The following is a 21762-nucleotide window of genomic DNA, read 5'->3' as shown; positions in this document are numbered from 1 at the left end:
TCGATTCCGGCACATATATATAGCCGCACGCCATAAGCCGAAGCGCTCGTGCGATATGGCGCCGGCCGGTTTGCCGCTATCATAGGCACCCCCTGCGTCTGGATTGCGAAACCCGCCATGACCCTGCAGTACCCCACAATCGCCGATTGCATCGGCCACACCCCGCTGGTGCGTTTGCAGCGCCTGGCCGGCGAAACCAGCAACACCCTCCTGGTCAAGCTCGAAGGCAACAACCCCGCCGGTTCGGTCAAGGATCGCCCGGCCCTGTCGATGATCATCCGCGCCGAGTTGCGCGGCGACATCAAGCCCGGCGACACCCTGATCGAGGCCACCTCCGGCAACACCGGCATCGCCCTGGCCATGGCTGCGGCCATCAAGGGCTACAAGATGATGCTGATCATGCCCGACAACATGAGCGCCGAACGCAAGGCCGCCATGACCGCCTACGGTGCCGAGCTGATCCTGGTGAGCCGCGAAGAGGGCATGGAAGGCGCCCGTGACCTGGCCGACAGCCTGCAGCGCGGTGGCCGTGGCAAGGTGCTGGACCAGTTCGCCAACGGCGACAACCCGGAAGCCCATTACGTCGGCACCGGTCCGGAAATCTGGCAGCAGACCCAGGGCACCATCACCCATTTCATCAGCTCCATGGGCACCACCGGCACCATCATGGGCGTGTCGCGCTACCTCAAGGAGCAGAACCCGAATGTGCAGATCGTCGGCCTGCAGCCCCAGGAAGGCTCGGCCATCCCCGGCATCCGTCGCTGGCCGCAGGAATACCTGCCGAAGATCTACCAGGCCGACCGCGTCGACCGGGTGATCGACATGGCCCAGAGCGAGGCCGAGCACACCATGCGCCGCCTGGCCCGCGAAGAGGGGATCTTCTGCGGCGTGTCCTCCGGCGGCGCGGTGGCGGCCATGCTGCGCCTGTCCCGCGAAGTGGAAAACGCCACCCTGGTGGCGATCATCTGCGATCGCGGCGATCGTTATCTCTCCACTGGCATCTATGAAGACCCAGAACGGCTGTGAAGATATCTATTGCGCGTCCCGATAGCTGCGTTGGGCGGTGCCCGCTCCTCACCTATCCAAACGATATGTCTCGTCGCTGCGCTCCGTCCGCCTTGCTCCCGGGCCGCTCGTCACGATCTCTTCAGAGCGTTCGTCATGTCCCGGCGTAATACCGGCCTGCGCTTCCAGCCCAGCGGCGGAGCGCGGACCACGCAAGTCCCGGTGGGCAAGAAGCAGCGCCTGACCATCGAGCGCCTGGCCCACGACGGGCGCGGCATCGCCTTCGTCGAAGGGCGCACCTGGTTCGTCGCCGGCGCCCTGCCGGACGAGGAGGTGGAAGCCCGGGTACTCGCCGCCCGCAGCCAGGTGGTGGAAGCCCGTGCCGAACGGGTGCTGAACGCCAGCCCGCTGCGCCTGGTGCCGCCGTGCGCCCATGCCGGTCATTGTGGTGGCTGCACCCTGCAACACCTGCCCCACGCCGAACAGCTCGCCCTGAAACAGCGCACCCTGGCTGAGCAACTGGCGCGTTTCGCCGACCTGCAACCGGAGGTCTGGATGGCCCCACTTGTGGGGACCGAATTCGGTTATCGGCGCCGCGCCCGCATCGCTGTGCGCTGGGATGCCAGGGCGCGCCAGCTGGAAGTTGGATTCCGCGCCGCTTCCAGCCAGGCGATTGTCGGCATCAAGGATTGCCAGGTACTGGTACAGCCCTTGCAGCCCTTGATGAGAGCGCTGCCCGAACTGCTGCGCGGCCTGGAAAAGCCGCAGGCGGTGGGGCATGTGGAACTCTTCCATGGCACCGCTTCGGCGCTCCTGTTGCGTCACACCCAGCCGCTGGGCGCTGCCGATCTCGGGCGCCTTCGCGAATTCTGCGCGGCGCACCAGGCGCAGCTCTGGCTGCATGGCGAGGGTGAACCCCGCCCTGACCAGCCCGATGCACGCCTGGGGTATCGCCTGGAGCGCTGGGACCTGGAACTGGAATATCGCCCCGGCGACTTCGTGCAGGTCAATGCCGCGGTCAATGAGGCGATGGTGGCGCAGGCGCTAGACTGGATGAAGCCGCAGCCGGGCGACCGGGTGCTGGACCTGTTCTGCGGGCTCGGCAATTTCGCCCTGCCGCTGGCGCGCCAGGTGCGCGAGGTGGTGGCGGTGGAGGGCGTCGAGGCGATGGTGGAGCGGGCGCGCGGCAATGCCGCGGCCAATGGCCTGGAGAATCTCAGCTTCTTCCAGGCCGACCTGTCGGGCTCCCTGGCCGAAGCGGCCTGGGCGCGGCAGGGCTTCGATGCCGTATTGCTCGATCCACCGCGCGACGGTGCTTTCGAAACCGTTCGGCAGATAACTGCAACCGGTGCGCGAAGAGTGGTCTATGTATCCTGCAACCCAGCGACCCTGGCGCGTGACAGCGCTGAGCTGGTCAAGCAGGGATACCAGCTGAAGAAGGCCGGGATCCTCGACATGTTTCCTCAGACGGCCCATGTCGAGGCCATGGCGTTATTCGAGGCGGGTTAGGAAGCCCGTGTAATCCGACCGGCACGACAGAGGCTGGCGACAGTTCGACGCGAGGGGTTTGCGTCGTAGGGAAGGTAGGCAAGATGGTACAGGTGAGAGCGCAACAGCCGGTCAACACGGACGGCAGCATCAACCTCGAGGCGTGGCTGGACCATGTCATCAGCCTCGACCCGGTGCTCGACCGCGCGGTACTCAAGGAGGCGTGCGAGTTCGCCCGTGACGCCGAACAGCAGGCCATAGCGACCCAGAATCGCTGGTCCGAGGGCTCCTCGAGCTTCCAGACGGGTCTGGAGATCGCCGAGATCCTCGCTGACCTGAAGCTGGACCAGGAGTCCCTGGTGGCCGCGGTGATCTACCGCGGCGTGCGCGAAGGCAAGATCCAGCTGCAGGCCGTGCAGCAGCGCTTCGGTCCGGTGGTGGCCAAGCTGATCGAGGGCGTGCTGCGCATGGCCGCCATCAGCGCCAGCCTCAACCCCCGGCAGTCCATGGTGCTGGGCACCCAGGCGCAGGTGGAGAACCTGCGCAAGATGCTGGTGGCCATGGTCGACGACGTCCGCGTGGCGCTGATCAAGCTGGCCGAGCGTACCTGCGCCATCCGTGAAGTGAAGAACGCCGACGAGGAGAAGCGCCATCGCGTCGCCCGCGAGGTGTTCGATATCTACGCGCCACTGGCCCACCGCCTCGGCATCGGCCATATCAAGTGGGAGCTGGAGGACCTGTCCTTCCGCTACCTGGAGCCGGACCAGTACAAGCAGATCGCCAAGCTGCTGCACGAGCGTCGCCTGGACCGCGAGCAGTACATCGCCGACGTGATGAAGCAACTGCGCGAGGAGCTGGCCGCCACCGGCATCAAGGCCGACATCAGCGGCCGCGCCAAGCACATCTACTCCATCTGGCGGAAGATGCAGCGCAAGGGCCTGCAGTTCAGCCAGATCTACGACGTGCGCGCCGTGCGCGTGCTGGTGCCCGAGGTGCGCGACTGCTACACCGCGCTCGGTATCGTCCACACCCTCTGGCGGCACATCCCCAAGGAGTTCGACGACTACATCGCCAACCCCAAGGAAAACGGCTACCGCTCCCTGCACACCGCGGTGATCGGCCCGGACGGCAAGGTGCTGGAGGTGCAGATCCGCACCCACGCCATGCACGAGGAAGCCGAGCTCGGGGTCTGCGCCCACTGGCGCTACAAGGGCACCGACGTCAAGTCGAGCTCCGACCACTACGAAGAGAAGATCGCCTGGCTGCGCCAGGTGCTCGAATGGCACGAGGAACTGGGCGACATCGGCGGCCTCGCCGAACAGCTGCGGGTGGATATCGAGCCCGACCGGGTCTATGTCTTCACTCCCGACGGTCACGCCATCGACCTGCCCAAGGGCGCCACGCCCCTGGACTTCGCCTACCGGGTGCACACCGAGATCGGCCACAACTGCCGCGGCGCCAAGATCAACGGGCGCATCGTGCCGCTGAACTACAGCCTGCAGACCGGCGAAATGGTGGAAATCATCACCGGCAAGCACGGGGCGCCGAGCCGCGACTGGCTGAACCCGAACCTGGGTTACATCACCACCTCGCGCGCACGGGCGAAGATCGTCCACTGGTTCAAGCTGCAGGCCCGCGACCAGAACGTCGCCGCCGGCAAGACCATGCTCGAGCGCGAGCTTTCGCGCCTCGCGCTGCCGCCGGTGGACTTCGAGAAGCTCGCCGAGAAGTGCAACCTGCGCTCGGCCGAAGACATGCATGCGGCCCTGGGCGCCGGCGACCTGCGCCTGGCCCATGTGGTCAACGCCGCCCAGGCTCTGGTGGAGCCCGAGCGCGGTCATAGCGAGCAGCTGGAGCTGATCCCGCGGCGGGTTACCCATCACAAGCCGGGCAAGCGTGGCGATGTGCAGATCCAGGGTGTGGGCAACCTGCTGACGCAGATGGCCGGCTGCTGCCAGCCGCTGCCGGGCGACCCGATCGTCGGCTACATCACCCTCGGCCGCGGCGTCAGCATCCACCGCCAGGATTGCCCCTCGGCCCTGCAACTGGCCGGCCGCGAGCCCGAGCGCATGATCCAGGTGAGCTGGGGCCCGGCCCCGGTGCAGACCTACCCGGTGGATATCGTCATCCGCGCCTACGACCGTTCCGGCCTGCTGCGCGACGTGTCCCAGGTGCTGCTCAACGAGCGGATCAACGTGCTGGCGGTGAATACCCGCTCCAACAAGGAAGACAACACTGCCGCCATGATGCTGACCATCGAGATTCCCGGCCTGGATGCGCTGGGGCGGCTGCTGGCGCGGATCGCGCAGTTGCCGAATATCATCGAGGCGCGACGTAACAGAGCCGCCTGACACCCGGATCAAGGGCGCCCCTTCGGGGCGCTTGGCGAATGAATTCGCCCCTACAGGATACGAAGATGTACCAACTCAACGACCTGCTGCACCTGATGGCCCGGCTGCGCGACCCGCAGCACGGCTGTCCCTGGGACCTGAAGCAGGACTACGCGAGCATAGTCCCGCACACCATCGAGGAAGCCTACGAGGTGGCCGACGCCATCGAGCGTGGCGACTTCGCCCACCTGCCGGGGGAACTCGGCGACCTGTTGTTCCAGGTGGTCTATTACAGCCAGCTGGCGAAGGAGGAGGGCCGCTTCGAATTCGCCGGCGTGGTGGACGCCATCACCCGCAAGCTGGTGCGCCGCCATCCCCATGTGTTCCCCGATGGCGACCTCTACGGTGCGCCGGACATGGCACGCCTGGAAGAGGCCGCGATCAAGCAGCGCTGGGAACAGATCAAGGCCGAGGAGCGCGCCGAGAAGGCCGCCGCTCCCGAACAGCTGTCCCTGCTGGACGACGTGCCCACCGCGCTGCCGGCCCTGTCCCGCGCCGCCAAGCTGCAGAAGCGTGCCGCCCAGGTGGGCTTCGATTGGCCCGAGGCGCTGCCGGTGATCGACAAGCTGCGGGAAGAACTGGACGAAGTGCTGGAGGCCATGAGCGAGAACGACCCGCAGGCCATCGCCGACGAGGTGGGCGACCTGCTGTTCGTGGTGGTCAACCTCGCCCGCCACCTCAAGCTGGACCCGGAAACCGCACTGCGCAACGCCAATGGCAAGTTCGAGCGACGCTTCCGTTTCATCGAAGAGGCATTGCGCGAGGCGGGTCGTCCCATTGAAGATTGCACCCTGGAAGAACTGGATGCCCTCTGGGGCGAAGCCAAGAAACAGGAAAAACTCAGCCTTGGCTGCTAGCTGACAACTCGAGAGACTGAATTCCTTTATGAGCCTTTCCCTCCGCGACCAGCTGCTGAAAGCCGGGCTGGTGAACGAAAAGCAGGTCAAGCAGGCCACCAAGCAACAGCAGAAACAGACTCGCCTGGAAAAGAAGAACCAGGTCGAGAAGGACGATTCCCTGCGCCAGGCCGCCCAGCAGGCCCAGGCCGAGAAGGCCGCCCGCGACCAGGAGCTGAACCGTCAGCAGCAGGAAAAGGCCGACCAGAAGGCCAGGGCCGCGCAGATCAAGCAACTGATCGAGGGCACTCGCCTGCCCAAGCTGACCACCGACGACTACTACAACTTCGTCGACGAGAAGAAGGTCAAGCGCCTCGCCGTCAACGCCCTGATGCGTGACAAGCTGAGCCGTGGCTCCCTGGCCATCGTCCGCCACGGGGGTGGCTACGAGGTGATCCCGCGCGATGCCGCCCTGCGCATCCAGGAGCGCGACCCGCGCCGCGTGGTGCTGCTCAATACCCAGGTCGAAGAGCCGGATGCGGATGATCCGTACGCCGCCTACAAGGTGCCGGACGACCTGATGTGGTGATGTGAAGAAACCGGGCCTTGGCCCGGTTTTTTTCGCGGAACGCCGGGGACGGGCCGAGCTCGTAGGATGGGGCGGGCGGCGTTCCGCGAGCGGAGCGATACCCATGCGGACAGAGCTGATGGGTATCGCAAGCTCCACCCATCCTACAAGGATGTCCGAAGCCCGGCCCTCACCTTCAGCAGATCTGATTCCCCAGCAACACCCGCCCGAAGCTCGCCCCTTCGGTCAGCGGCGTGATCGCGGTGATCTGGTCCAGGCGCAGGCGCTCCTGGCCACCCTCGTTCTGCACGATGAGGAATTCCTCCTTGTCCGGCGTGGTCAGGGTGGTCATGGCGCGGGCGTCCAGGCGGGCGCCTCCGGCCAGTTCGATATGCAACTGGTAACGGTGCAGGCAGGCGATCTCGATATAGTCGTAGAGGTCGCAGGAGAGCGGCAGGTATTCGTCGGTCATGGCGTTGTCCTCTGCGGCGTGCCGGTTGAACAGCATAGGCGCTGTCGGCGTCGCTGTTTTCCCTTCAAGTATCCGCCTGTTTCGCGAACATGGGACCCGACCAAGGTTCTGTGCTTTCTCGCGGGCAGAAAAAACCGGGCGCGGGGCCCGGTTCTTCATGGGGGGGGACGCGTCACTCCGGCAGGCCTTTTACCGGCTTGCCGTCCACCGTGCCGTCCTTGAGCATGATCTGGTATTCCTTGCCGTCCTTCTCCACCTGGTGCAGGCGGACCAGCAGGTAGTCCCAGTCCTTGGCGAACCAGAGCACGGTCTTGCGGTTGCTCTGGGTGGGGTCGCGTACACGTTCCACCTTGATCGCGTCTACCGAGCCGGCCTTGGTGCTCACGCGCTCCTCGCCCAGCACCCGGAAGTCGTAGGTCTCGATCTCGTCGCCGTCGATCACCTGGTAGCTCATGCTCTTCTTGCCGTCGGCGACGTCATGCTGGAGCACCAGCTGGTAGGTGGATTTGTCCTGCAGGCCACGGTTCAGGGGCAGGCGCACCTGGTTGCCGCGGTCGGTGCCGATGATCTGCTTCTGGGCCCAGTCGAAGTCGAACTCCACCTGTTTGCTCTTGCCCAGGCCGCTGCGGGTGAAGCGGTAGGTCAGGGGCAGGAAGGCGTTGTTCTCGACACGGAAGGTGCTCACTTCGCTCAGGCTGGCCACCAGCATGGACGCTTCGAAGTCCAGCTCCCAGCGGCCATTGTCCAGCTGTTTCAGGCTGCGGCCGGCGGTGCCGCTGACCGGCAGCTGCTTCCAGTCGGCGGTGTAGCTGGCCTCGAAGGGTTTCAGCTCGGCCGCCACGGCGGGCAGGGTGAAGCAGGCGAGGAGCAACAGCAAGGCACGACGCATTGGCGAATCTCCTAGTTACGCAGTTGTTGCCCCGAGGGGGGCAACGCTTGTCCGTCCAGTTCGGCGCCGTTCGGGCCCAGGCGCAGTCTGCCTTCGGCAAACCAGCGCATGGCCAGCGGATAGATGCGGTGTTCCTGCGCGTGAACCCGCTGGGCCAGGCTTTCCGGCGTGTCATCCGACTCTACCGGGATCAGGGCCTGTACCACCAGAGGGCCGCCATCGAGTTCCTCGGTGACGAAGTGCACGCTGCAGCCGTGCTCCGTGTCGCCGGCTTCCAGTGCGCGCTGGTGGGTGTGCAGGCCCTTGTACTTGGGCAACAGCGAGGGGTGAATGTTCAGCAGGCGCCCCTGATAGTGGCGCACGAAGCCGGGGGTGAGGATGCGCATGAAGCCGGCCAGCACCACCAGTTGCGGGCGGTAGGCGTCGATGGTTTCGATCAGCGCGGCATCGAAGGCCTCGCGGTCGGCGTAGGCCTTGTGGTCGAGTACCCGGGTATCGATGCCGGCGCGTTTCGCACGTTCCAGGCCGTAGGCATCGGCGCGGTTGGAAACCACCGCGCGGATGCGGGCCGGATGGTCGTCGCCGGTGATGCTGTCGATCAGCGCCTGCAGGTTGCTGCCGGAGCCGGAGATCAGCACCACCACATCACAGCGTGCGACCATCAGTGGCCCTTCAGGTTGTTCAGCACGACGCGCGGGGCGCCTTCGGCGGCCGCGGCGATTTCACCGATGACCCAGGGCTGCTCGCCGGCTTCGCGCAGGACCTTGAGTGCCGCTTCGGCCTGCTCGGGGGCGACGCAGATGACCATGCCCACGCCGCAGTTCAGCACGCGGTGCATCTCGGTTTCGTCGACGTTGCCTTGTTCCTGCAGCCAGTCGAACACCGCCGGGCGCTGCCAGCTGGCCACGTCGATCACGGCCTGGGCGTTGTCCGGCAGGACGCGCGGGATGTTGTCCAGCAGGCCGCCGCCGGTGATGTGGGCCATGGCCTTCACCGCGCCGGTTTCCTTGATCAGCTTGAGCAGCGGTTTGACGTAGATGCGGGTCGGCGCCATCAGCAGGTCGGCCAGGGGCTTGCCGTCGAGTTGCACCTGCTCGATGTCGGCGCCGCTGACTTCGATGATCTTGCGGATCAGGGAGTAGCCGTTGGAGTGCGGGCCGGAGGAGGGCAGGGCGATCAGGGTGTCGCCGGTGCGCACCTTGGAGCCGTCGATGATCTCGGCCTTTTCCACCACGCCGACGCAGAAGCCGGCCAGGTCGTAGTCCTCGCCTTCGTACATGCCGGGCATCTCGGCGGTCTCGCCGCCCACCAGGGAGCAGCCGGCCAGTTCGCAACCGGCGCCGATGCCGGTGACCACGGTGGCGGCCACGTCGACGTTGAGTTTGCCGGTGGCGTAATAGTCGAGGAAGAACAGCGGTTCGGCGCCGCAGACGACGAGGTCGTTCACGCACATGGCGACCAGGTCCTGGCCGATGCTGTCGTGCTTGTTCAGGTTCAGGGCCAGGCGCAGCTTGGTGCCGACGCCGTCGGTGCCGGACACCAGGACCGGCTGCTTGTAGCCGGCCGGGATCTCGCAGAGGGCGCCGAAGCCGCCCAGGCCGCCCATCACTTCCGGGCGCGCGGTGCGCTTGGCCACGCCTTTGATGCGTTCGACCAGGGCCTCACCAGCGTCGATGTCTACACCGGCGTCCTTGTAGCTCAGGGAGGGTTGCTTGCTCATAAATCCAGGCCTATAGGGGAAATTCGAGGATCGACCGGCAAGTCTGGCTGCCGGTTTGCGAAGGCGCGCGATTTTATCAGGCTTGCCCGGTAGCGGCCATCGGCAGCGGTCGGCCCTGGTGAAAACGCTGGAAAAAATCGCTTGCGTTGCCCCGGAACAGACGGCTGTTTAAGGTATAGCCCTTCGATTGCGGCCTATGCTGCACCTGTTCGCCCCACAGAGATTCCACCATGCGCCTGATCGCTTCCATGTTCCTGCTCTGCCTGTCGTTGCTCGGCCTGCCGGCCCATGCCGAAACGGTCCCCGACTTTTACCAGGTGCGCGAACCCGTTGCTTCGCAGCAGCCGGAGGAGCGCAACCAGGCGCTGGTGCGCGCCCTGGATACCCTGGTGCAGCGCCTTTCCGGCGACCCCAAGGCCGCGCAGAGCCCGGCCCTGGAGGCATTGCGCAAGGACCCGCAGCAACTCGTCAGCCAGTACGGCTACGAAGGGCAGGAACTGGTGGTGGACTTCGACCCGGTCACCACTGAGCGCGCCCTGCGCCAGGCTGGCGTACCCCTGTGGAGCGCCAATCGCCCGGTCATCCTGGCCTGGTGGCTGAACCGCTCCGCCGAGGGTACCAATCTGCTGGGCGACGGTCAGGAAGCGGCCGCGCCCCTGGGCCAGGCCGCGCAAAACCATGGGCTGCCGCTGCGGCTGCCGCTGGCTGACCTCAATGAGCAGTTGCTGGCGACTCCCGAGCAACTGACTTCCGCCACACCCGGCGCCTTGGCCCAGGCCTCCGAACGCTATGGCGCGGACGTCCTGCTGGCGGTGGACGCCAGCGAGGCCGGCGGCAAGTGGCAGGGCAAGTGGAGCCTCTGGATGGGCGACAGCCGCGAGCAGGGCACCCTCGAGGCGGCCGACAGCGCCGCCTTGGCCGACGCGGTGATGACCTCGGTGAGCCAGCGCCTGGCGTCACGCTTCGCGGTGGCGCCTGGCACCGGGCAGACCCTGGCGCTGGAAGTGCAGGGCGCCGACCTGGCCCGTTACGCCGAGTTGTCGCGCCTGCTGGAGCCTTTCGGCGCGCGGCTGGTCAAGGTCGAGGGCGATCGCCTGGAGTACAGCGTGAACGCCAGCCCCGAGCAACTGCGCGCCCAACTGGCCCTGGTGGGTCTGCAGGAGTCGCCGCCGGAGGCCCCGGCGGCGCCGGCTCCGGGCGCTGACCCGCAGGCAACGCCGGCGCCCCAGGTGGTGCCGCGCAACAACCTGCTGCGCTTCCACTGGTAGCGGGCGTACACTGCTGGCCTACCCGTGACGGGGATGCCATGCACCAGTTGCCCAATCTGCTGACCCTGCTGCGCCTGGCACTGGTCCTGCCCATTGCCGGGCTGCTGCTGTCCGACCTATACGCCCAGGCCCTGGCGCTGTTCGTCGTGGCGGGCTGTTCCGACGCCCTGGATGGCTTCCTCGCCAGGCGCTATGGCTGGACCAGCCGTTTCGGCTCGCTCTTCGATCCGCTGGCGGACAAGCTCCTGCTGGTGACCAGCTTCATCTGCCTGAGCATTACCCAAGTGCTGCCGGTCTGGCTGGCCCTGGTGATCTTTCTGCGGGATCTGCTGATCCTGCTGGGTGCCGGGCTGTACCGCATGCTGGCCGGTCCGGCGCAGTTCGCGCCGAGCCGACTGGGCAAGCTGAGTACCTTGCTGCAGATGACCCTGGTGCTGTGCCTGCTGCTGGAATTGAGCCTGGCGCCGGCACTGGCCCCGGTGCGCTGGCCGCTGAGCTGGCTGGTACTGGTGGTGACGCTGTGCAGTGGTGTGCAGTACATCTGGGAATGGGGACGGAAATTCCGCTACGCAAGGATGAGGGCCTGACATGACCGATTCGCGCCGCTGGCTGTGGCTGGGTGGCTTGCTGTTGCTGGGGTGGCTGGTCTATCAGCTGCACCCGGTGCTCTCGCCCTTCCTGGTGGGCATGCTGCTGGCCTACCTGGGCGACCCGCTGGTGGACCGCCTGGAGCGCCTGGGGTTGTCGCGCACCTGGGGCGTGGCCCTGGTGTTCGGCCTGTTCGGACTGATCCTGCTGGCGCTGTTGCTGGTATTGCTGCCCATGCTCGGCCGACAGTTGCTGCGCCTCTATGAAGTGGCGCCGCAGATGCTCGACTGGCTGCAGCAGAGCGCATTGCCCTGGATCCAGGCCAGGCTCGGGCTCCCCGGGGATTTCTGGCGCCTGGACAGGCTCAAGGCGGTGCTCGGCGGCCATCTCGGCCAGACCACCGATATCGCCGGAACCCTGCTGGCCAGCGTCACGGCCTCGGGCCTGGCGCTGATGGGCTGGTTGGGGAACTTCCTGCTGATCCCGGTGGTGGGGTTCTACCTGCTCCGGGACTGGGATCTGATGGTGGCGAAACTGCGTGGCTTGCTGCCGCGCAGCCGCGAGGGCTACGTCGTCGGTCTGGTGGGCGAATGCCATGAGGTGCTGGGTGCCTTCCTGCGTGGCCAGATGCTGGTGATGCTGGCCCTTGGCCTGATCTATGCCGTCGGCCTGATGCTGGTGGGGCTGGACCTGGGCCTGCTGATCGGGCTCCTGGCGGGGCTGGCCAGCATAGTGCCCTATATGGGCTTCGTGGTCGGATTCGGTGCCGCGCTGGTGGCCGCGCTGTTCCAGTTCGGCGGTTTCGAACTCTATCCGCTGATCGGTGTCGTAGCGGTCTTCACCGCCGGCCAGTTGCTCGAGGGTATGCTGCTGACCCCGCTGCTGGTGGGCGATCGTATCGGCCTGCACCCGGTGGCGGTGATCTTTGCGATACTTGCCGGCGGGCAGCTGTTCGGCTTCACCGGCGTGCTGCTGGCCCTGCCCGTGGCGGCGATCATCATGGTTTTGCTGCGCCATGCGCATGATTTCTATAAACTTTCCGATCTTTACGGACAGTCGAGTAGCGGTCCCGACGACCCTCCCAGTACGGCATGACACCGATCCAGCTCCCCCTGAGTGTGCGTCTGCGTGACGACGCCACCTTCGCCAACTTCTATCCCGGCGCCAACGCCGCGGCCCTCGGCTATGTCGAGCGACTGTGCGAGCCCGATGCCGGCTGGACCGAAAGCCTGATCTACCTCTGGGGCGGCGAAGGCGTCGGCCGCAGCCACCTGCTGCAGGCGGCCTGCCTGCGCTTCGAGCAGCGCGACGAGCAGGCCATCTACCTGCCGATGGACGAACTCGTGCACTACGGGCCGGAAGTCTTCGACAACCTGGAGCAATGCGAGCTGGTCTGCCTGGACGACCTGCATGCCCTGGCCGGACGTCCCGAGTGGGAAGAAGGGCTGTTCCACCTGTTCAACCGCCTGCGGGATGCCGGGCGCAAGCTGCTGCTATCGGCCAGCAAGTCGCCCCGCGAGCTGGGGGTGAAACTGCCGGACCTGAAGTCGCGCCTGACCCTGGCGCTGGTGTTCCAGCTGCATTCGCTGTCCGACGAGGACAAGCTGCGCGCGCTGCAGCTACGCGCCTCGCGCCGCGGCCTGCACCTGACCGACGAGGTGGCGCGGTTCATCCTCACCCGCGGTCCGCGCAGCATGAACCTGCTGTTCGACCTGCTGGATATCCTCGACCAGGCTTCGCTGCAGGCCCAGCGCAAGCTGACCATTCCCTTCCTCAAGGAAATCTTCGGCTGGTAGCCTGGACTACGGCTGCCCTTGCGGAGCGGAACCAGGCGGCAGGTATATCCGTAGGGTGGACCACGCTTCATCGGTCCACCATTGGCGTCCAGGTCAGCGCAGGTGGTGGATAGAAACGCGCTATCCACCCTACCCGAATGAAAAAGCCCGGAAATTCCGGGCTTTTTCGTTTCTCCTCGGGAATCATTCCCCGGCCAGCTTGCGGTTGTACTGGAAGCGCCAGCGGGTATAGAGCAGCGCCGCGCAGAACAGCAGCAGGCTGAGCCCCGCCTCCAGCCAGCCGAACAGCGCCCGGGCCGGGTCGATGGCGGCGAGCACGCCCTGGATGAAGTAGAGGTTGACCACGAAGCAGGCCCAGGCGTGGGCACGGGCGTTGCCCATGATGATGCCGGGGGCGAGCAGCACGAGCGGCACCAGCTGGATGCTCAGCACCACCCAGGTGCGCGCACCGTGGAGGTCGGCGAAGAACAGGGTATTGATGCCCAGCAGCAGGGCCAGGGCGAGGAAGCTCGCCAGGCTGACCACGCGGCTGGCGGACATTCGTGGAGCCAGCCAGGCCAGTTCAGGAAGTTGCTTGGGTTTTCTAGCCACGCGGCGTCTCCAGGCGTTGCGCGATCTGCGCCAGGCGTCTGCCCAGGGTGCGGCAAAGGGTGATCTCGTGTTCATCCAGCGGCCGCTTGCCGTCGGCGCCGGCATGGTGGCTGGCGCCATAGGGCGTGCCGCCGCCGCGGGTTTCCAGCAGTGCCGGCTCGCTGTAGGGCAGGCCGACAGCCAGCATGCCATGGTGCAGCAGGGGCAGCAGCATGGAGATCTGGGTGGTTTCCTGGCCGCCGTGCAGGCTGGCCGTGGAGGTGAACACTGCGGCTGGCTTGTCCACCAGTTCGCCGGTCAGCCAGAGGCTGCTGGTGCCGTCGAGGAAATACTTCAGTGGCGCGGCCATGTTGCCGAAGCGGGTCGGGCTGCCCAGGATCAGACCGGCGCAGTGGCGCAGGTCGTCCAGGGTGGCGTAGAGGGCGCCGTCGGCAGGGATGTCCGGGGCCACCGCCTCGCACTCGGTGGATACCGCCGGCACGGTGCGCAGTCGCGCTTCCAGGCCCGCCAGCTCGACACCCCGGGCGATATGCCGGGCCATCTCGGCGGTGGCACCGTGGCGGCTGTAGTAGAGAACCAGGATGTAGGGCGCGCTCAAGGAAGGATCTCCAGCACCTTCTCCGGTGGGCGGCCGACCACGGCCTTGTCGCCGGCGATCAGGATGGGCCGTTCGATCAGCCTGGGGTGGGCGACCATGGCGGCGATGAGTTGTTCTTCGGAGAGGCCGGCATCGTCCAGGTTCAGCGCCTTGTATTCATCCTCGCCGGTACGCAGCAGCTGGCGGGCGGACAGGCCCAGCTTGGCCAGCAGATCGCGCAGTTCGGCGGCGTTGGGCGGGGTTTCCAGGTAGCGCACTATGGTCGGTGCCAGGCCGCGGGCCTCGAGGAGTTCCAGGGCTCCGCGGGACTTGGAGCAACGCGGGTTGTGGTAGAGGGTCAGTTCGGTCATGTCGGGGGTCGCATGGGCTTGGTCGAGGCGGCTATTCTAACCGCGTCGCGGTGTCGTCCTGAACCGTGCGCTGTGATTGCGGTCTGCTGTGCCGGACCGGGTCGATTCGAATCAAGGAGATGGAATGCGCCAACGCCTCACCGACGTCGTCGAATTCTGGCGCTTCCTGCTGCAGCGATTCATTGCCGATCGTGGCACCAACAGCGCCGCAGCCCTGACCTACACCAGCCTGTTCGCCGTAGTACCGATGATGACGGTGACCTTCACCATGCTTTCGGCCATTCCGGCCTTCCAGGGGACCGGCGAGCAGATCCAGAGCTTCATCTTCCGCAATTTCGTACCCTCCACCGGCGAGACCCTGCAGGAATACCTGCGTGGCTTCACGGTGCAGGCACGGCACCTGACCTGGGTCGGCGTCGGCCTGCTGGTGGTGACCGCCTTCATGATGCTGGTGACCATAGAGAAGGCCTTCAACACCATCTGGCGGGTGCGCCAGCCGCGCCGTGGCGTATCCAGCTTCCTGCTCTACTGGGCGATCCTCAGTCTCGGCCCGTTGCTGCTGGGCGCCGGCTTCGCGGTAAGCACCTACATCACTTCGCTGTCGCTGATTTCCGGCCCGGATGCGCTCTATGGCGCCAAGACCCTGCTGGGCGTCATGCCATTGCTGTCCAGCATCGCCGCGTTCACCCTGATCTACGCGGCGGTGCCCAATGCGCGGGTGCCGGTGCGCCATGCCGTGGTGGGGGGCGTCTTCACCGCGCTGCTGTTCGAAGCGGCCAAGGCGCTATTCGGCCTCTATGTCAGCTTCTTCCCCGGTTACCAGTTGATCTACGGCGCCTTCGCCACGGTGCCGCTGTTCCTGCTGTGGATCTACCTGTCCTGGGTCATCGTGCTGTTCGGCGCCGAGTTGGTGTGCAACCTCTCCACCCCCTGGCACTGGCGTCGCCGCGCGCTGCCGCGCCTGCTGGTGCTGCTGGGCATCCTGCGGGTATTCCACGACCGGCAGATGCGCGGCATGCCGGTGCGGCACCTGGATGTGCAGCGCGCCGGCTGGCACCTGCCGGAGGATGAATGGCTGGAGATGCTCGAACTGCTGGAGAGCCAGCACCTGGTCTGCAGGGCCAGCGGCGGTGCCTGGGTACTCTGCCGTGACCTCAGTGGCTACAGCCTCTATCAGCTGCTCAGCCACATGCCCTGGCCGATGCCGAGACTGAACCAGTTGCCTGAGCATCTGGACGAGGAATGGTATCCGCCGCTGCGGGAGGCTTTGCAGCTGCTCCAGCAGGAACAGCAGGCGCTGTTCGGCGGCAGCCTGGCGCAGTGGCTCAAGCCGGGGAACGACTGACGAAATTCGTCAGTCGAGTGCGACCGCAGTGGCCGGGCGGGCTTCCGGGCCCAAGGGGATCGGAAGGTCAGGTTTGGCACGTTTATGGCACTACAGGGAAGGGGTCGTCGAACCGATGGCCGGGGGACGAAGGCAATGGCTACCGCGAAAGACAGATTGATCCACCTGCATGAGCGCGCTCCGCAGCGGGCGCTGGACGGGCTCAACCGGGTTACCGGGCTGAGATTCCGTCACTGGCCGGAGTCCCTGGCGCCGGGAGGGGGGCAGGAGGACGTGGTCGGGCAGGAGTTGCCGCGGGAGACTTGCCGGGCCCTGCCGGGTTGAGGCGCGTCAGGCACGCACCTGCCGCTTGGCGGGTTCCGCCAGCTCCACCGCCTGCACGAAGAGCTCTTCCACCAGCAGTCCCTTGATCGGCACCGCGCAGCGCATGCGGATCTGCATCTGCTCGATCTTCTGCCTGAACGGCAGGCGGGCGACACCGGCCAGCAGTATCTTGCCCTTGGGGTTGAGCCTGCCATGGTCCACTGCCACTTCACGGCGCTGCTCGCCGTCCAGGTAGCTGACCAGCAGGGACACCGGCAGTTCCGTCATGCCCGGCAGGTGCAGCCAGGCCGCCACATTGAAATCCGCCACGCGGCCCTCGAAGGCCGTGAGGGTGGAGCGGGCGACTTCGACGATGCGGGCGGGGACCGGGCCGATCAGGCTGTCTTGCTCGTGCATGGGGCGTCCAGTCTGGAAAGGTACGTTGGTACCGATGATCCGGGATTATAAGCAGTCATTTCCCCACGAACTGTGCGCCTTGGCCGCCGTACTGCGTGATCCGCCTCGCAGTTTGATCGCTCAGGCGAGTTGCAGGGGATAGCGCGCCACCAGCGAGGTGCAGAGGTTGGGTTCGGGCAGTGGCACTACCGCCTGGTTGAGCGCGCTGGCCAGCTGCAGCCAGAGATTCTCTCCCTGGACGAACTGCTGGCCGGGCAGCCAGAGGCCGTGGTGCCAGCCGTTGCCCGGCGCCGGCGTGCTCTGCAGCACGCCGGCGTGGGTTTGTGCGCTGGGGGTGCGGCGCAGCCAGACCGGGCGTGGCAGGCCCTTCAGGTAACGCAGGCCGAGGTGCAGGCCCTCGGCATTCTGGTAGCGCCAGCGCACCAGGGCGAGGACCGGTGTGCTCCAGGTCTGCACCAGCACCAGTTGGCCCACCGGCAGTTGGCTGCCCTGGTCGCCATGGCAGAGCAGGCGGGCGCCGCCGGGGCTGGCGTCGAGCATCTGCGCTTCCGAGCGGCCGGGATGCTGCGCCAGCAGGTCGGCATGGATGGCGGGCAGCCCCACCACCAACTGGCAACTTCCCGATTGCTCGGTGCGCGGATGGCGGCGTTGCTGGCGCCCGAGCCAGTGCTGTCGGACTTTCTCCAGCAGTGCCCGCTCGCCCTCGCTGCGCAGGGGGGCTGGTTCATGCAGCGCGATCAGCAGGGCGCCGAGCTCGAAACGGCGCAGATAGCCACTGGCACCGTCGGGGCGTTGGTCCTGGGGCAGGCAGGGTTGGGATTCGGTCAGGTCGACAGTCGGACTGACGTTCTCGTCATCTTCGTCCCACGGCAGCAGTCGTGCGAGCCCGGCCAGCGGCGCCAGGGCGCCGAACAGCAGAGGGCATTCGCCTTCGCTGAGATGGAAGGGATTGCTCAGGGCCAGGAGCAGCATCTGCTGATAGAGCCCGCGCAGGGTATTGGCCGGTGTGGGGCGGAAGGCCGCGGCCACCGGCTCGTCCAGGCAGCCCTGGTGCTCGCCGATCCAGTACAGCAGGTGGCTGTCGCGCCAGAGTCGTGGGCTGGGCTCCTGATAGAGCTGGTAATTGCGCAGCTGGGTCTGGGCGAGGAAATGCTGGGCCATGTACAGGCACCAGGCCAGGTGGGGGCGCGAGGGGTGGTGGCCCTGGAGAATCTGCAGCAGCAGGCGCTTGAAGCCGCAGGCCAGTTCATCGCAGAACCCGACGAAGAGGTTCGGGGGGAGGGTGCGCTCCTGATAGGCCAGGGAATAGTGGCGGAACTCTTCGCTCACGCTTTGCAGCACGCGTTGCCTTTCGAGTAAGGTCAGGGCGCTACGGTTGAGCCTGAACAAAAGCCCCAGGACCTGCTGCAGGGCACTATCCTGAGTGAGTTGGCGAGCCTCTGCGAGGAGCGCCGGCAGGCTTGCCAGCGGAGTGCCGTTCTCTTCCAGGATGTCCGGCACTTCCAGGCGCAGGGCATCCAGCGTCATGTCAACCCCGCGTACACGAGGACCGAATGCATGGGATTGCGACTCCATTCTGTTGTATGGCTACTCGCGCTGATGGGCGCCGGCCTGCCCCTGGCCGGCTGCTCGGACGACGTCGGCGTCGATCAGCATGGACAGAAGGTAGCGGTTGAGCGCCTCGAAGGCCAGTGGCTGGTGATCAATTACTGGGCTGAGTGGTGCGCGCCGTGCCGCACGGAAATCCCTGAGCTCAATGCCTTCGCCGAGCAGCAGAAGGACAAGGGAGTGAAGGTGCTCGGCGTCAACTTCGACGGCTTGCAGGGTAGCGAGCTCGGCGAGGCCGTCGAGAAGATGGGCATCCGTTTCACCGTGCTGGCGGAGGATCCGTCGAAGCGTTACGAGCTGCCGCGCAGCGAAGCATTGCCTGTCACCTACATCATCGATGCCCAGGGCAAGCTGAGGGAGCGGCTGATGGGCGAGCAGAGCGCGGCGGGTCTGACCGCCAGGCTCGAGGAACTACGCAAGGGGGGGTAGGACCATGGCACGAATCTGTCTGCATGGTTATGTGAGCGGCAAGGTGCAGGGGGTCTATTTCCGCCAGTCGACCCAGGAACAGGCCGACCGCCTGGAGCTGGACGGCTGGGTGCGCAATCTGTCCGATGGACGGGTCGAGGTGCTGGTAGAGGGGGAGGAGGGCGCCGTGCGTGAGCTCGCCGCCTGGTTGGAGCAGGGGCCGGCGGATGCCAGGGTGACCGGGGTGGAGCTGCAGGATCAGCCGTTGCAGGGCATCACCGGTTTCATCGTGCGGCGCTGAAGGGCGGCCCGAGGGAGCTCGACTCCCTCGGCTGGCTCAGTCCGATTCGCCCGGGTCCGCCGCCAGGCGTCCGGCATCCTTCATCAGCGACTGGAGAAGTTCCTGCTGTAGCTCCGGATCGTTGCGGGTCAGTTCGATCAGGCTCTGCTCCAGCTCGCTGGCCTCTTCTTCCAGACCCAGTTCCGACAGGCGCTTGACCCGATGAACCCATTGCGGGACTTCGTCGTCCTCGAGGTCCTCGAAGATCAGCCCGTGGGCTTCCAGCAGCTTGCCGCGCAGTGAATGGCTGATGCCCAGGGAGGCGTCGGCGCGGGCGGTGTCCAGCGGGTCCTCGACGCTCAGCTGGAGCTGGCCTATGCGGCTGATGTCCTGATCGGCGAAAGGGCCTTCCAGCAGGTTCAGGCGCAGGATGCCGTTGCGGTCGGTGAGCAGTTCGTGGGTCTTGCTGCCGGCCCTGACCAGCACCGGGCGTTCCGCCCAGGGCAGGCTGGAGTACTCCATGCGCTTGTCCAGTTGCTGCTCGTCGATGCTGGCCAGGTTCTGCTCGGAACGGCCGTTGGACTCGACGTTCATCGCCGGGTTTAGGCCGGCGAATCCGTAGCTGATCCAGTCCTTGGTGGCCGTATCCGGCAGGCTGCCGAGCAGCACCACGTTGAGCACGTTGGCGCCGACGCCGGCGACCACCGCTACCGCGCCCAGCGGGACTTCATAGAGTTCCCGCCAGGGCTGGTAGGGGGTGTAGCGGTCATAGTGGCGGCTGACTTCGAACTCGGTGACTTCGAAGGTCTTCTGCTCGTTGATGCGGATGCGTCGTTGCGGCAGCTCCAGCACCTGGGGCTCACCCACTTCGATCTGCAGGCTGTGGTTGAGCAGTTTGCGCTCGACGCGCTCCTCGTGTTCGCTGCGCTGCGGCAAGTGATTCGCGCAGCCGCTGACGAAGAAGGCGCCGCACAAGGCGGCGCCGGCGAGGCGATGGGAACTACGCTTGGACATTTTCTCGATCAGCGATTCACGCGGGCGGTAATGAAGGAGAGCACCTCGGCAACCGGCACGGCCTGGCTGTCGGATTCACGGCGGCTCTTGTATTCCAGGTTGCCTTCGGTCAGGCCGCGCTCGCTCACCACGATGCGGTGCGGAATGCCGATCAGCTCCATGTCGGCGAATTTGACGCCGGGGCTGGTCTTCTTGTCACGGTCGTCCAGCAGGACATCGACGCCTGCTGCGCGCAGTTCGGCGTAGAGCTTGTCGGTGGCTTCCTTGACGGCCGGGGTCTCGTACTTGAGCGGGACCAGGGCGATCTGGAAGGGGGCCAGGGCCTCCGGCCAGAGGATGCCGCGCTCGTCGTAGTTCTGCTCGATGGCGGCCGCCACCACGCGGGACACGCCGATGCCGTAGCAGCCCATGATCAGGGTCACGGGTTTGCCCTGTTCGCTCAGCACGTTCAGCTTCATGGCTTCGCTGTACTTGGTGCCCAGCTGGAAGATGTGGCCCACTTCGATGCCGCGCTTGATCACCAGGGTGCCCTTGCCGTCCGGGCTCGGGTCGCCGACCACCACATTGCGCAGGTCCGCGACTTCCGGCAGCGCCAGGTCACGCTCCCAGTTCACGCCGAAGTAGTGCTTGTCGTCGATGTTGGCGCCGATGGCGAAGTCGCTCATCAGGGCCACGGAGCGGTCCACCACGCAAGGCAGCGGCAGATTCAGCGGGCCGAGGGAGCCGGCGCCGGCACCGATGGCCTGGCGCAGTTCGGCTTCGCTGGCGAATACCAGCGGGCTGGCGACCTGGGGCAGGTTGGCAGCCTTGATCTCGTTCAGCTCGTGGTCGCCGCGGACGATCAGGGCGATCAGGGTGCCTTCCTCGGCGCCATGCACCACCAGGGTCTTGATGGTCTTCTCGATCGGCAGGCCGAAGTTTTCCACCAGGTCGGCGATGGTCTTGGTGTTCGGGGTGTCGACCAGTTCCAGCGCCTGGGTCGGTGCGGGACGCTCGGTCTCGCGGGGCAGGGCTTCGGCCTTTTCGACGTTGGCGGCGTAGTCGGAGCTGTCGCTGAAGGCGATGTCGTCTTCACCGGACTCGGCCAGCACATGGAATTCGTGGGAGCCGGTGCCACCGATGGAACCGGTGTCGGCCAGCACGGGACGGAAGTCCAGGCCCAGGCGGCTGAACACGTTGCAGTAGGCCTGGTGCATGCGGTCGTAGGTTTCCTGCAGCGATTCCTGGTTCATATGGAAGGAGTAGGCATCCTTCATGATGAACTCGCGGCCGCGCATCAGGCCGAAGCGCGGACGGATCTCGTCACGGAACTTGGTCTGGATCTGGTAGAAGTTGATCGGCAGCTGCTTGTAGCTGTTCAGCTCGTTGCGCGCCAGGTCGGTGATGACTTCTTCGTGGGTCGGGCCGACGCAGAATTCACGCTCATGACGGTCGTGCAGGCGCAGCAGCTCGGGGCCGTACTGCTCCCAGCGGCCGGATTCCTGCCAGAGTTCGGCGGGCTGCACGGCGGGCATCAGCACTTCCAGCGCACCGGCGGCATTCATCTCTTCGCGGACCACCGTCTCGACCTTGCGCAGCACCCGCAGGCCCATTGGCAGCCAGGTGTAGAGACCGGAGGCGAGCTTGCGGATCATGCCGGCGCGCAGCAGCAGCTGGTGGCTGATCACCACGGCATCGGCGGGGGTTTCCTTGAGGGTGGAGAGCAGGAACTGACTGGTACGCATGTTTGGCCGTTTTGTCGGTTGCGATGGGTTTGAATGGCTCGGCATTGTACGGCCCTGATCAAGTTGCGTACAGGATTGCGGTCCGGTTGACGGAGGAGGGCGAG

General features: G+C 66.1%; 23 protein-coding genes. 12 read left to right on the top strand and 11 right to left on the bottom strand.

Features of this window, described 5'->3' with window-relative positions; all coding sequences use genetic code 11:
• Nucleotides 1-117 precede the first annotated feature (117 nt).
• The 5 genes from cysM (at nucleotide 118) to ACFPU0_RS21675 (ending at nucleotide 6308) form a co-directional block, all read left to right on the top strand.
• Nucleotides 118-1026 (top strand): cysteine synthase CysM, encoded by a 909-nt coding sequence (cysM, locus tag ACFPU0_RS21695; protein ID WP_377695352.1) that lies wholly within the window; start codon nucleotides 118-120, stop codon nucleotides 1024-1026.
• 135 nt (nucleotides 1027-1161) lie between these two features.
• The gene (gene rlmD / locus ACFPU0_RS21690) at nucleotides 1162-2514 is read left to right on the top strand and encodes a 23S rRNA (uracil(1939)-C(5))-methyltransferase RlmD (protein ID WP_377695351.1); all 1353 of its coding nucleotides are present in this window, start codon (nucleotides 1162-1164) and stop codon (nucleotides 2512-2514) included.
• An 83-nt stretch (nucleotides 2515-2597) separates the two neighbouring features.
• Nucleotides 2598-4844, top strand: coding sequence for a GTP diphosphokinase (relA, locus tag ACFPU0_RS21685; RefSeq protein ID WP_377695350.1), 2247 nt, complete (start codon nucleotides 2598-2600; stop codon nucleotides 4842-4844).
• A 65-nt stretch (nucleotides 4845-4909) separates the two neighbouring features.
• Nucleotides 4910-5740: a nucleoside triphosphate pyrophosphohydrolase gene (gene mazG, locus ACFPU0_RS21680; protein WP_377695349.1), complete on the top strand. Its 831-nt coding sequence runs from the start codon at nucleotides 4910-4912 to the stop codon at nucleotides 5738-5740.
• Nucleotides 5741-5768: 28 nt separating this feature from the next.
• The gene (locus ACFPU0_RS21675; protein ID WP_377695347.1) at nucleotides 5769-6308 is read left to right on the top strand and encodes a DUF2058 domain-containing protein; all 540 of its coding nucleotides are present in this window, start codon (nucleotides 5769-5771) and stop codon (nucleotides 6306-6308) included.
• Between the two features lie 175 nt (nucleotides 6309-6483).
• Here ACFPU0_RS21675 and ACFPU0_RS21670 read toward each other — a convergent pair whose 3' ends face one another.
• From ACFPU0_RS21670 to purM, 4 genes are all read right to left on the bottom strand, one after another.
• Entirely contained in the window at nucleotides 6484-6759 is a 276-nt protein-coding gene (locus ACFPU0_RS21670) for a Rho-binding antiterminator (RefSeq protein ID WP_377695346.1), read from the bottom strand.
• A 172-nt stretch (nucleotides 6760-6931) separates the two neighbouring features.
• The gene (locus ACFPU0_RS21665; protein ID WP_377695345.1) at nucleotides 6932-7648 is read right to left on the bottom strand and encodes a DUF3108 domain-containing protein; all 717 of its coding nucleotides are present in this window, start codon (nucleotides 7646-7648) and stop codon (nucleotides 6932-6934) included.
• Between the two features lie 11 nt (nucleotides 7649-7659).
• Entirely contained in the window at nucleotides 7660-8310 is a 651-nt protein-coding gene (gene purN / locus ACFPU0_RS21660) for a phosphoribosylglycinamide formyltransferase (protein ID WP_377695344.1), read from the bottom strand.
• On the bottom strand, nucleotides 8310-9368 hold the full coding sequence (gene purM, locus ACFPU0_RS21655; protein ID WP_377695343.1) for a phosphoribosylformylglycinamidine cyclo-ligase: 1059 nt from the start codon (nucleotides 9366-9368) through the stop codon (nucleotides 8310-8312). The genes purN and purM overlap by 1 nt, the downstream gene beginning before the upstream one ends.
• A gap of 230 nt (nucleotides 9369-9598) precedes the next feature.
• On the opposite strand from purM, the gene ACFPU0_RS21650 reads away from it, so the two are divergent.
• Genes ACFPU0_RS21650 through hda form a run of 4 tightly spaced genes read left to right on the top strand, consistent with a single transcriptional unit; the run spans nucleotide 9599 to nucleotide 13020 of the window.
• Nucleotides 9599-10636, top strand: coding sequence for a DUF2066 domain-containing protein (locus ACFPU0_RS21650; RefSeq protein ID WP_377695342.1), 1038 nt, complete (start codon nucleotides 9599-9601; stop codon nucleotides 10634-10636).
• A gap of 38 nt (nucleotides 10637-10674) precedes the next feature.
• The gene (gene pgsA / locus ACFPU0_RS21645) at nucleotides 10675-11223 is read left to right on the top strand and encodes a CDP-diacylglycerol--glycerol-3-phosphate 3-phosphatidyltransferase (RefSeq protein ID WP_377695341.1); all 549 of its coding nucleotides are present in this window, start codon (nucleotides 10675-10677) and stop codon (nucleotides 11221-11223) included.
• Between the two features lies 1 nt (nucleotide 11224).
• Nucleotides 11225-12319, top strand: coding sequence for an AI-2E family transporter (locus ACFPU0_RS21640; RefSeq protein WP_377695340.1), 1095 nt, complete (start codon nucleotides 11225-11227; stop codon nucleotides 12317-12319).
• Nucleotides 12316-13020, top strand: a complete 705-nt coding sequence (gene hda / locus ACFPU0_RS21635) for a DnaA regulatory inactivator Hda (RefSeq protein WP_377695339.1) — start codon at nucleotides 12316-12318, stop codon at nucleotides 13018-13020. The genes ACFPU0_RS21640 and hda overlap by 4 nt, the downstream gene beginning before the upstream one ends.
• A 183-nt stretch (nucleotides 13021-13203) precedes the next feature.
• Here hda and ACFPU0_RS21630 read toward each other — a convergent pair whose 3' ends face one another.
• The 3 genes from ACFPU0_RS21630 to arsC are packed head-to-tail and all read right to left on the bottom strand — an operon-like array spanning nucleotide 13204 to nucleotide 14559.
• On the bottom strand, nucleotides 13204-13611 hold the full coding sequence (locus ACFPU0_RS21630) for a DUF2069 domain-containing protein (RefSeq protein WP_377695338.1): 408 nt from the start codon (nucleotides 13609-13611) through the stop codon (nucleotides 13204-13206).
• On the bottom strand, nucleotides 13604-14209 hold the full coding sequence (gene wrbA, locus ACFPU0_RS21625; RefSeq protein ID WP_377695337.1) for an NAD(P)H:quinone oxidoreductase: 606 nt from the start codon (nucleotides 14207-14209) through the stop codon (nucleotides 13604-13606). The genes ACFPU0_RS21630 and wrbA overlap by 8 nt, the downstream gene beginning before the upstream one ends.
• Entirely contained in the window at nucleotides 14206-14559 is a 354-nt protein-coding gene (gene arsC, locus ACFPU0_RS21620) for an arsenate reductase (glutaredoxin) (protein WP_377695336.1), read from the bottom strand. Before arsC ends, wrbA begins: the two co-directional genes overlap by 4 nt.
• A 124-nt stretch (nucleotides 14560-14683) precedes the next feature.
• On the opposite strand from arsC, the gene ACFPU0_RS21615 reads away from it, so the two are divergent.
• On the top strand, nucleotides 14684-15904 hold the full coding sequence (locus ACFPU0_RS21615) for a virulence factor BrkB family protein (protein ID WP_377695335.1): 1221 nt from the start codon (nucleotides 14684-14686) through the stop codon (nucleotides 15902-15904).
• Between the two features lie 330 nt (nucleotides 15905-16234).
• Here ACFPU0_RS21615 and ACFPU0_RS21610 read toward each other — a convergent pair whose 3' ends face one another.
• A complete protein-coding gene (locus ACFPU0_RS21610; RefSeq protein WP_377695334.1) occupies nucleotides 16235-16624 on the bottom strand; it encodes a hypothetical protein in 390 nt (129 codons plus the stop codon).
• A 120-nt stretch (nucleotides 16625-16744) separates the two neighbouring features.
• Nucleotides 16745-18151 (bottom strand): PilZ domain-containing protein, encoded by a 1407-nt coding sequence (locus tag ACFPU0_RS21605; protein WP_377695333.1) that lies wholly within the window; start codon nucleotides 18149-18151, stop codon nucleotides 16745-16747.
• A 30-nt stretch (nucleotides 18152-18181) separates the two neighbouring features.
• Between ACFPU0_RS21605 and ACFPU0_RS21600 the strand changes: the two genes are divergently transcribed.
• A complete protein-coding gene (locus ACFPU0_RS21600) occupies nucleotides 18182-18661 on the top strand; it encodes a TlpA disulfide reductase family protein (protein ID WP_377695332.1) in 480 nt (159 codons plus the stop codon).
• Between the two features lie 4 nt (nucleotides 18662-18665).
• Nucleotides 18666-18941, top strand: coding sequence for an acylphosphatase (locus ACFPU0_RS21595; protein ID WP_377695331.1), 276 nt, complete (start codon nucleotides 18666-18668; stop codon nucleotides 18939-18941).
• A 36-nt stretch (nucleotides 18942-18977) separates the two neighbouring features.
• On the opposite strand, the gene ACFPU0_RS21590 is transcribed toward ACFPU0_RS21595, so the two are convergent.
• Together ACFPU0_RS21590 and ACFPU0_RS21585 are read right to left on the bottom strand one after the other, a co-directional pair.
• Nucleotides 18978-19934, bottom strand: a complete 957-nt coding sequence (locus ACFPU0_RS21590) for a hypothetical protein (RefSeq protein WP_377695330.1) — start codon at nucleotides 19932-19934, stop codon at nucleotides 18978-18980.
• 8 nt (nucleotides 19935-19942) lie between these two features.
• Entirely contained in the window at nucleotides 19943-21658 is a 1716-nt protein-coding gene (locus ACFPU0_RS21585) for a proline--tRNA ligase (protein WP_377695329.1), read from the bottom strand.
• Nucleotides 21659-21762 lie beyond the last annotated feature (104 nt).

The sequence above is a fragment of the Pseudomonas sp. GCM10022186 genome (assembly GCF_042656385.1).
Classification (GTDB): domain Bacteria; phylum Pseudomonadota; class Gammaproteobacteria; order Pseudomonadales; family Pseudomonadaceae; genus Metapseudomonas.
This window is presented reverse-complemented; position numbering and strand designations above follow the sequence as displayed.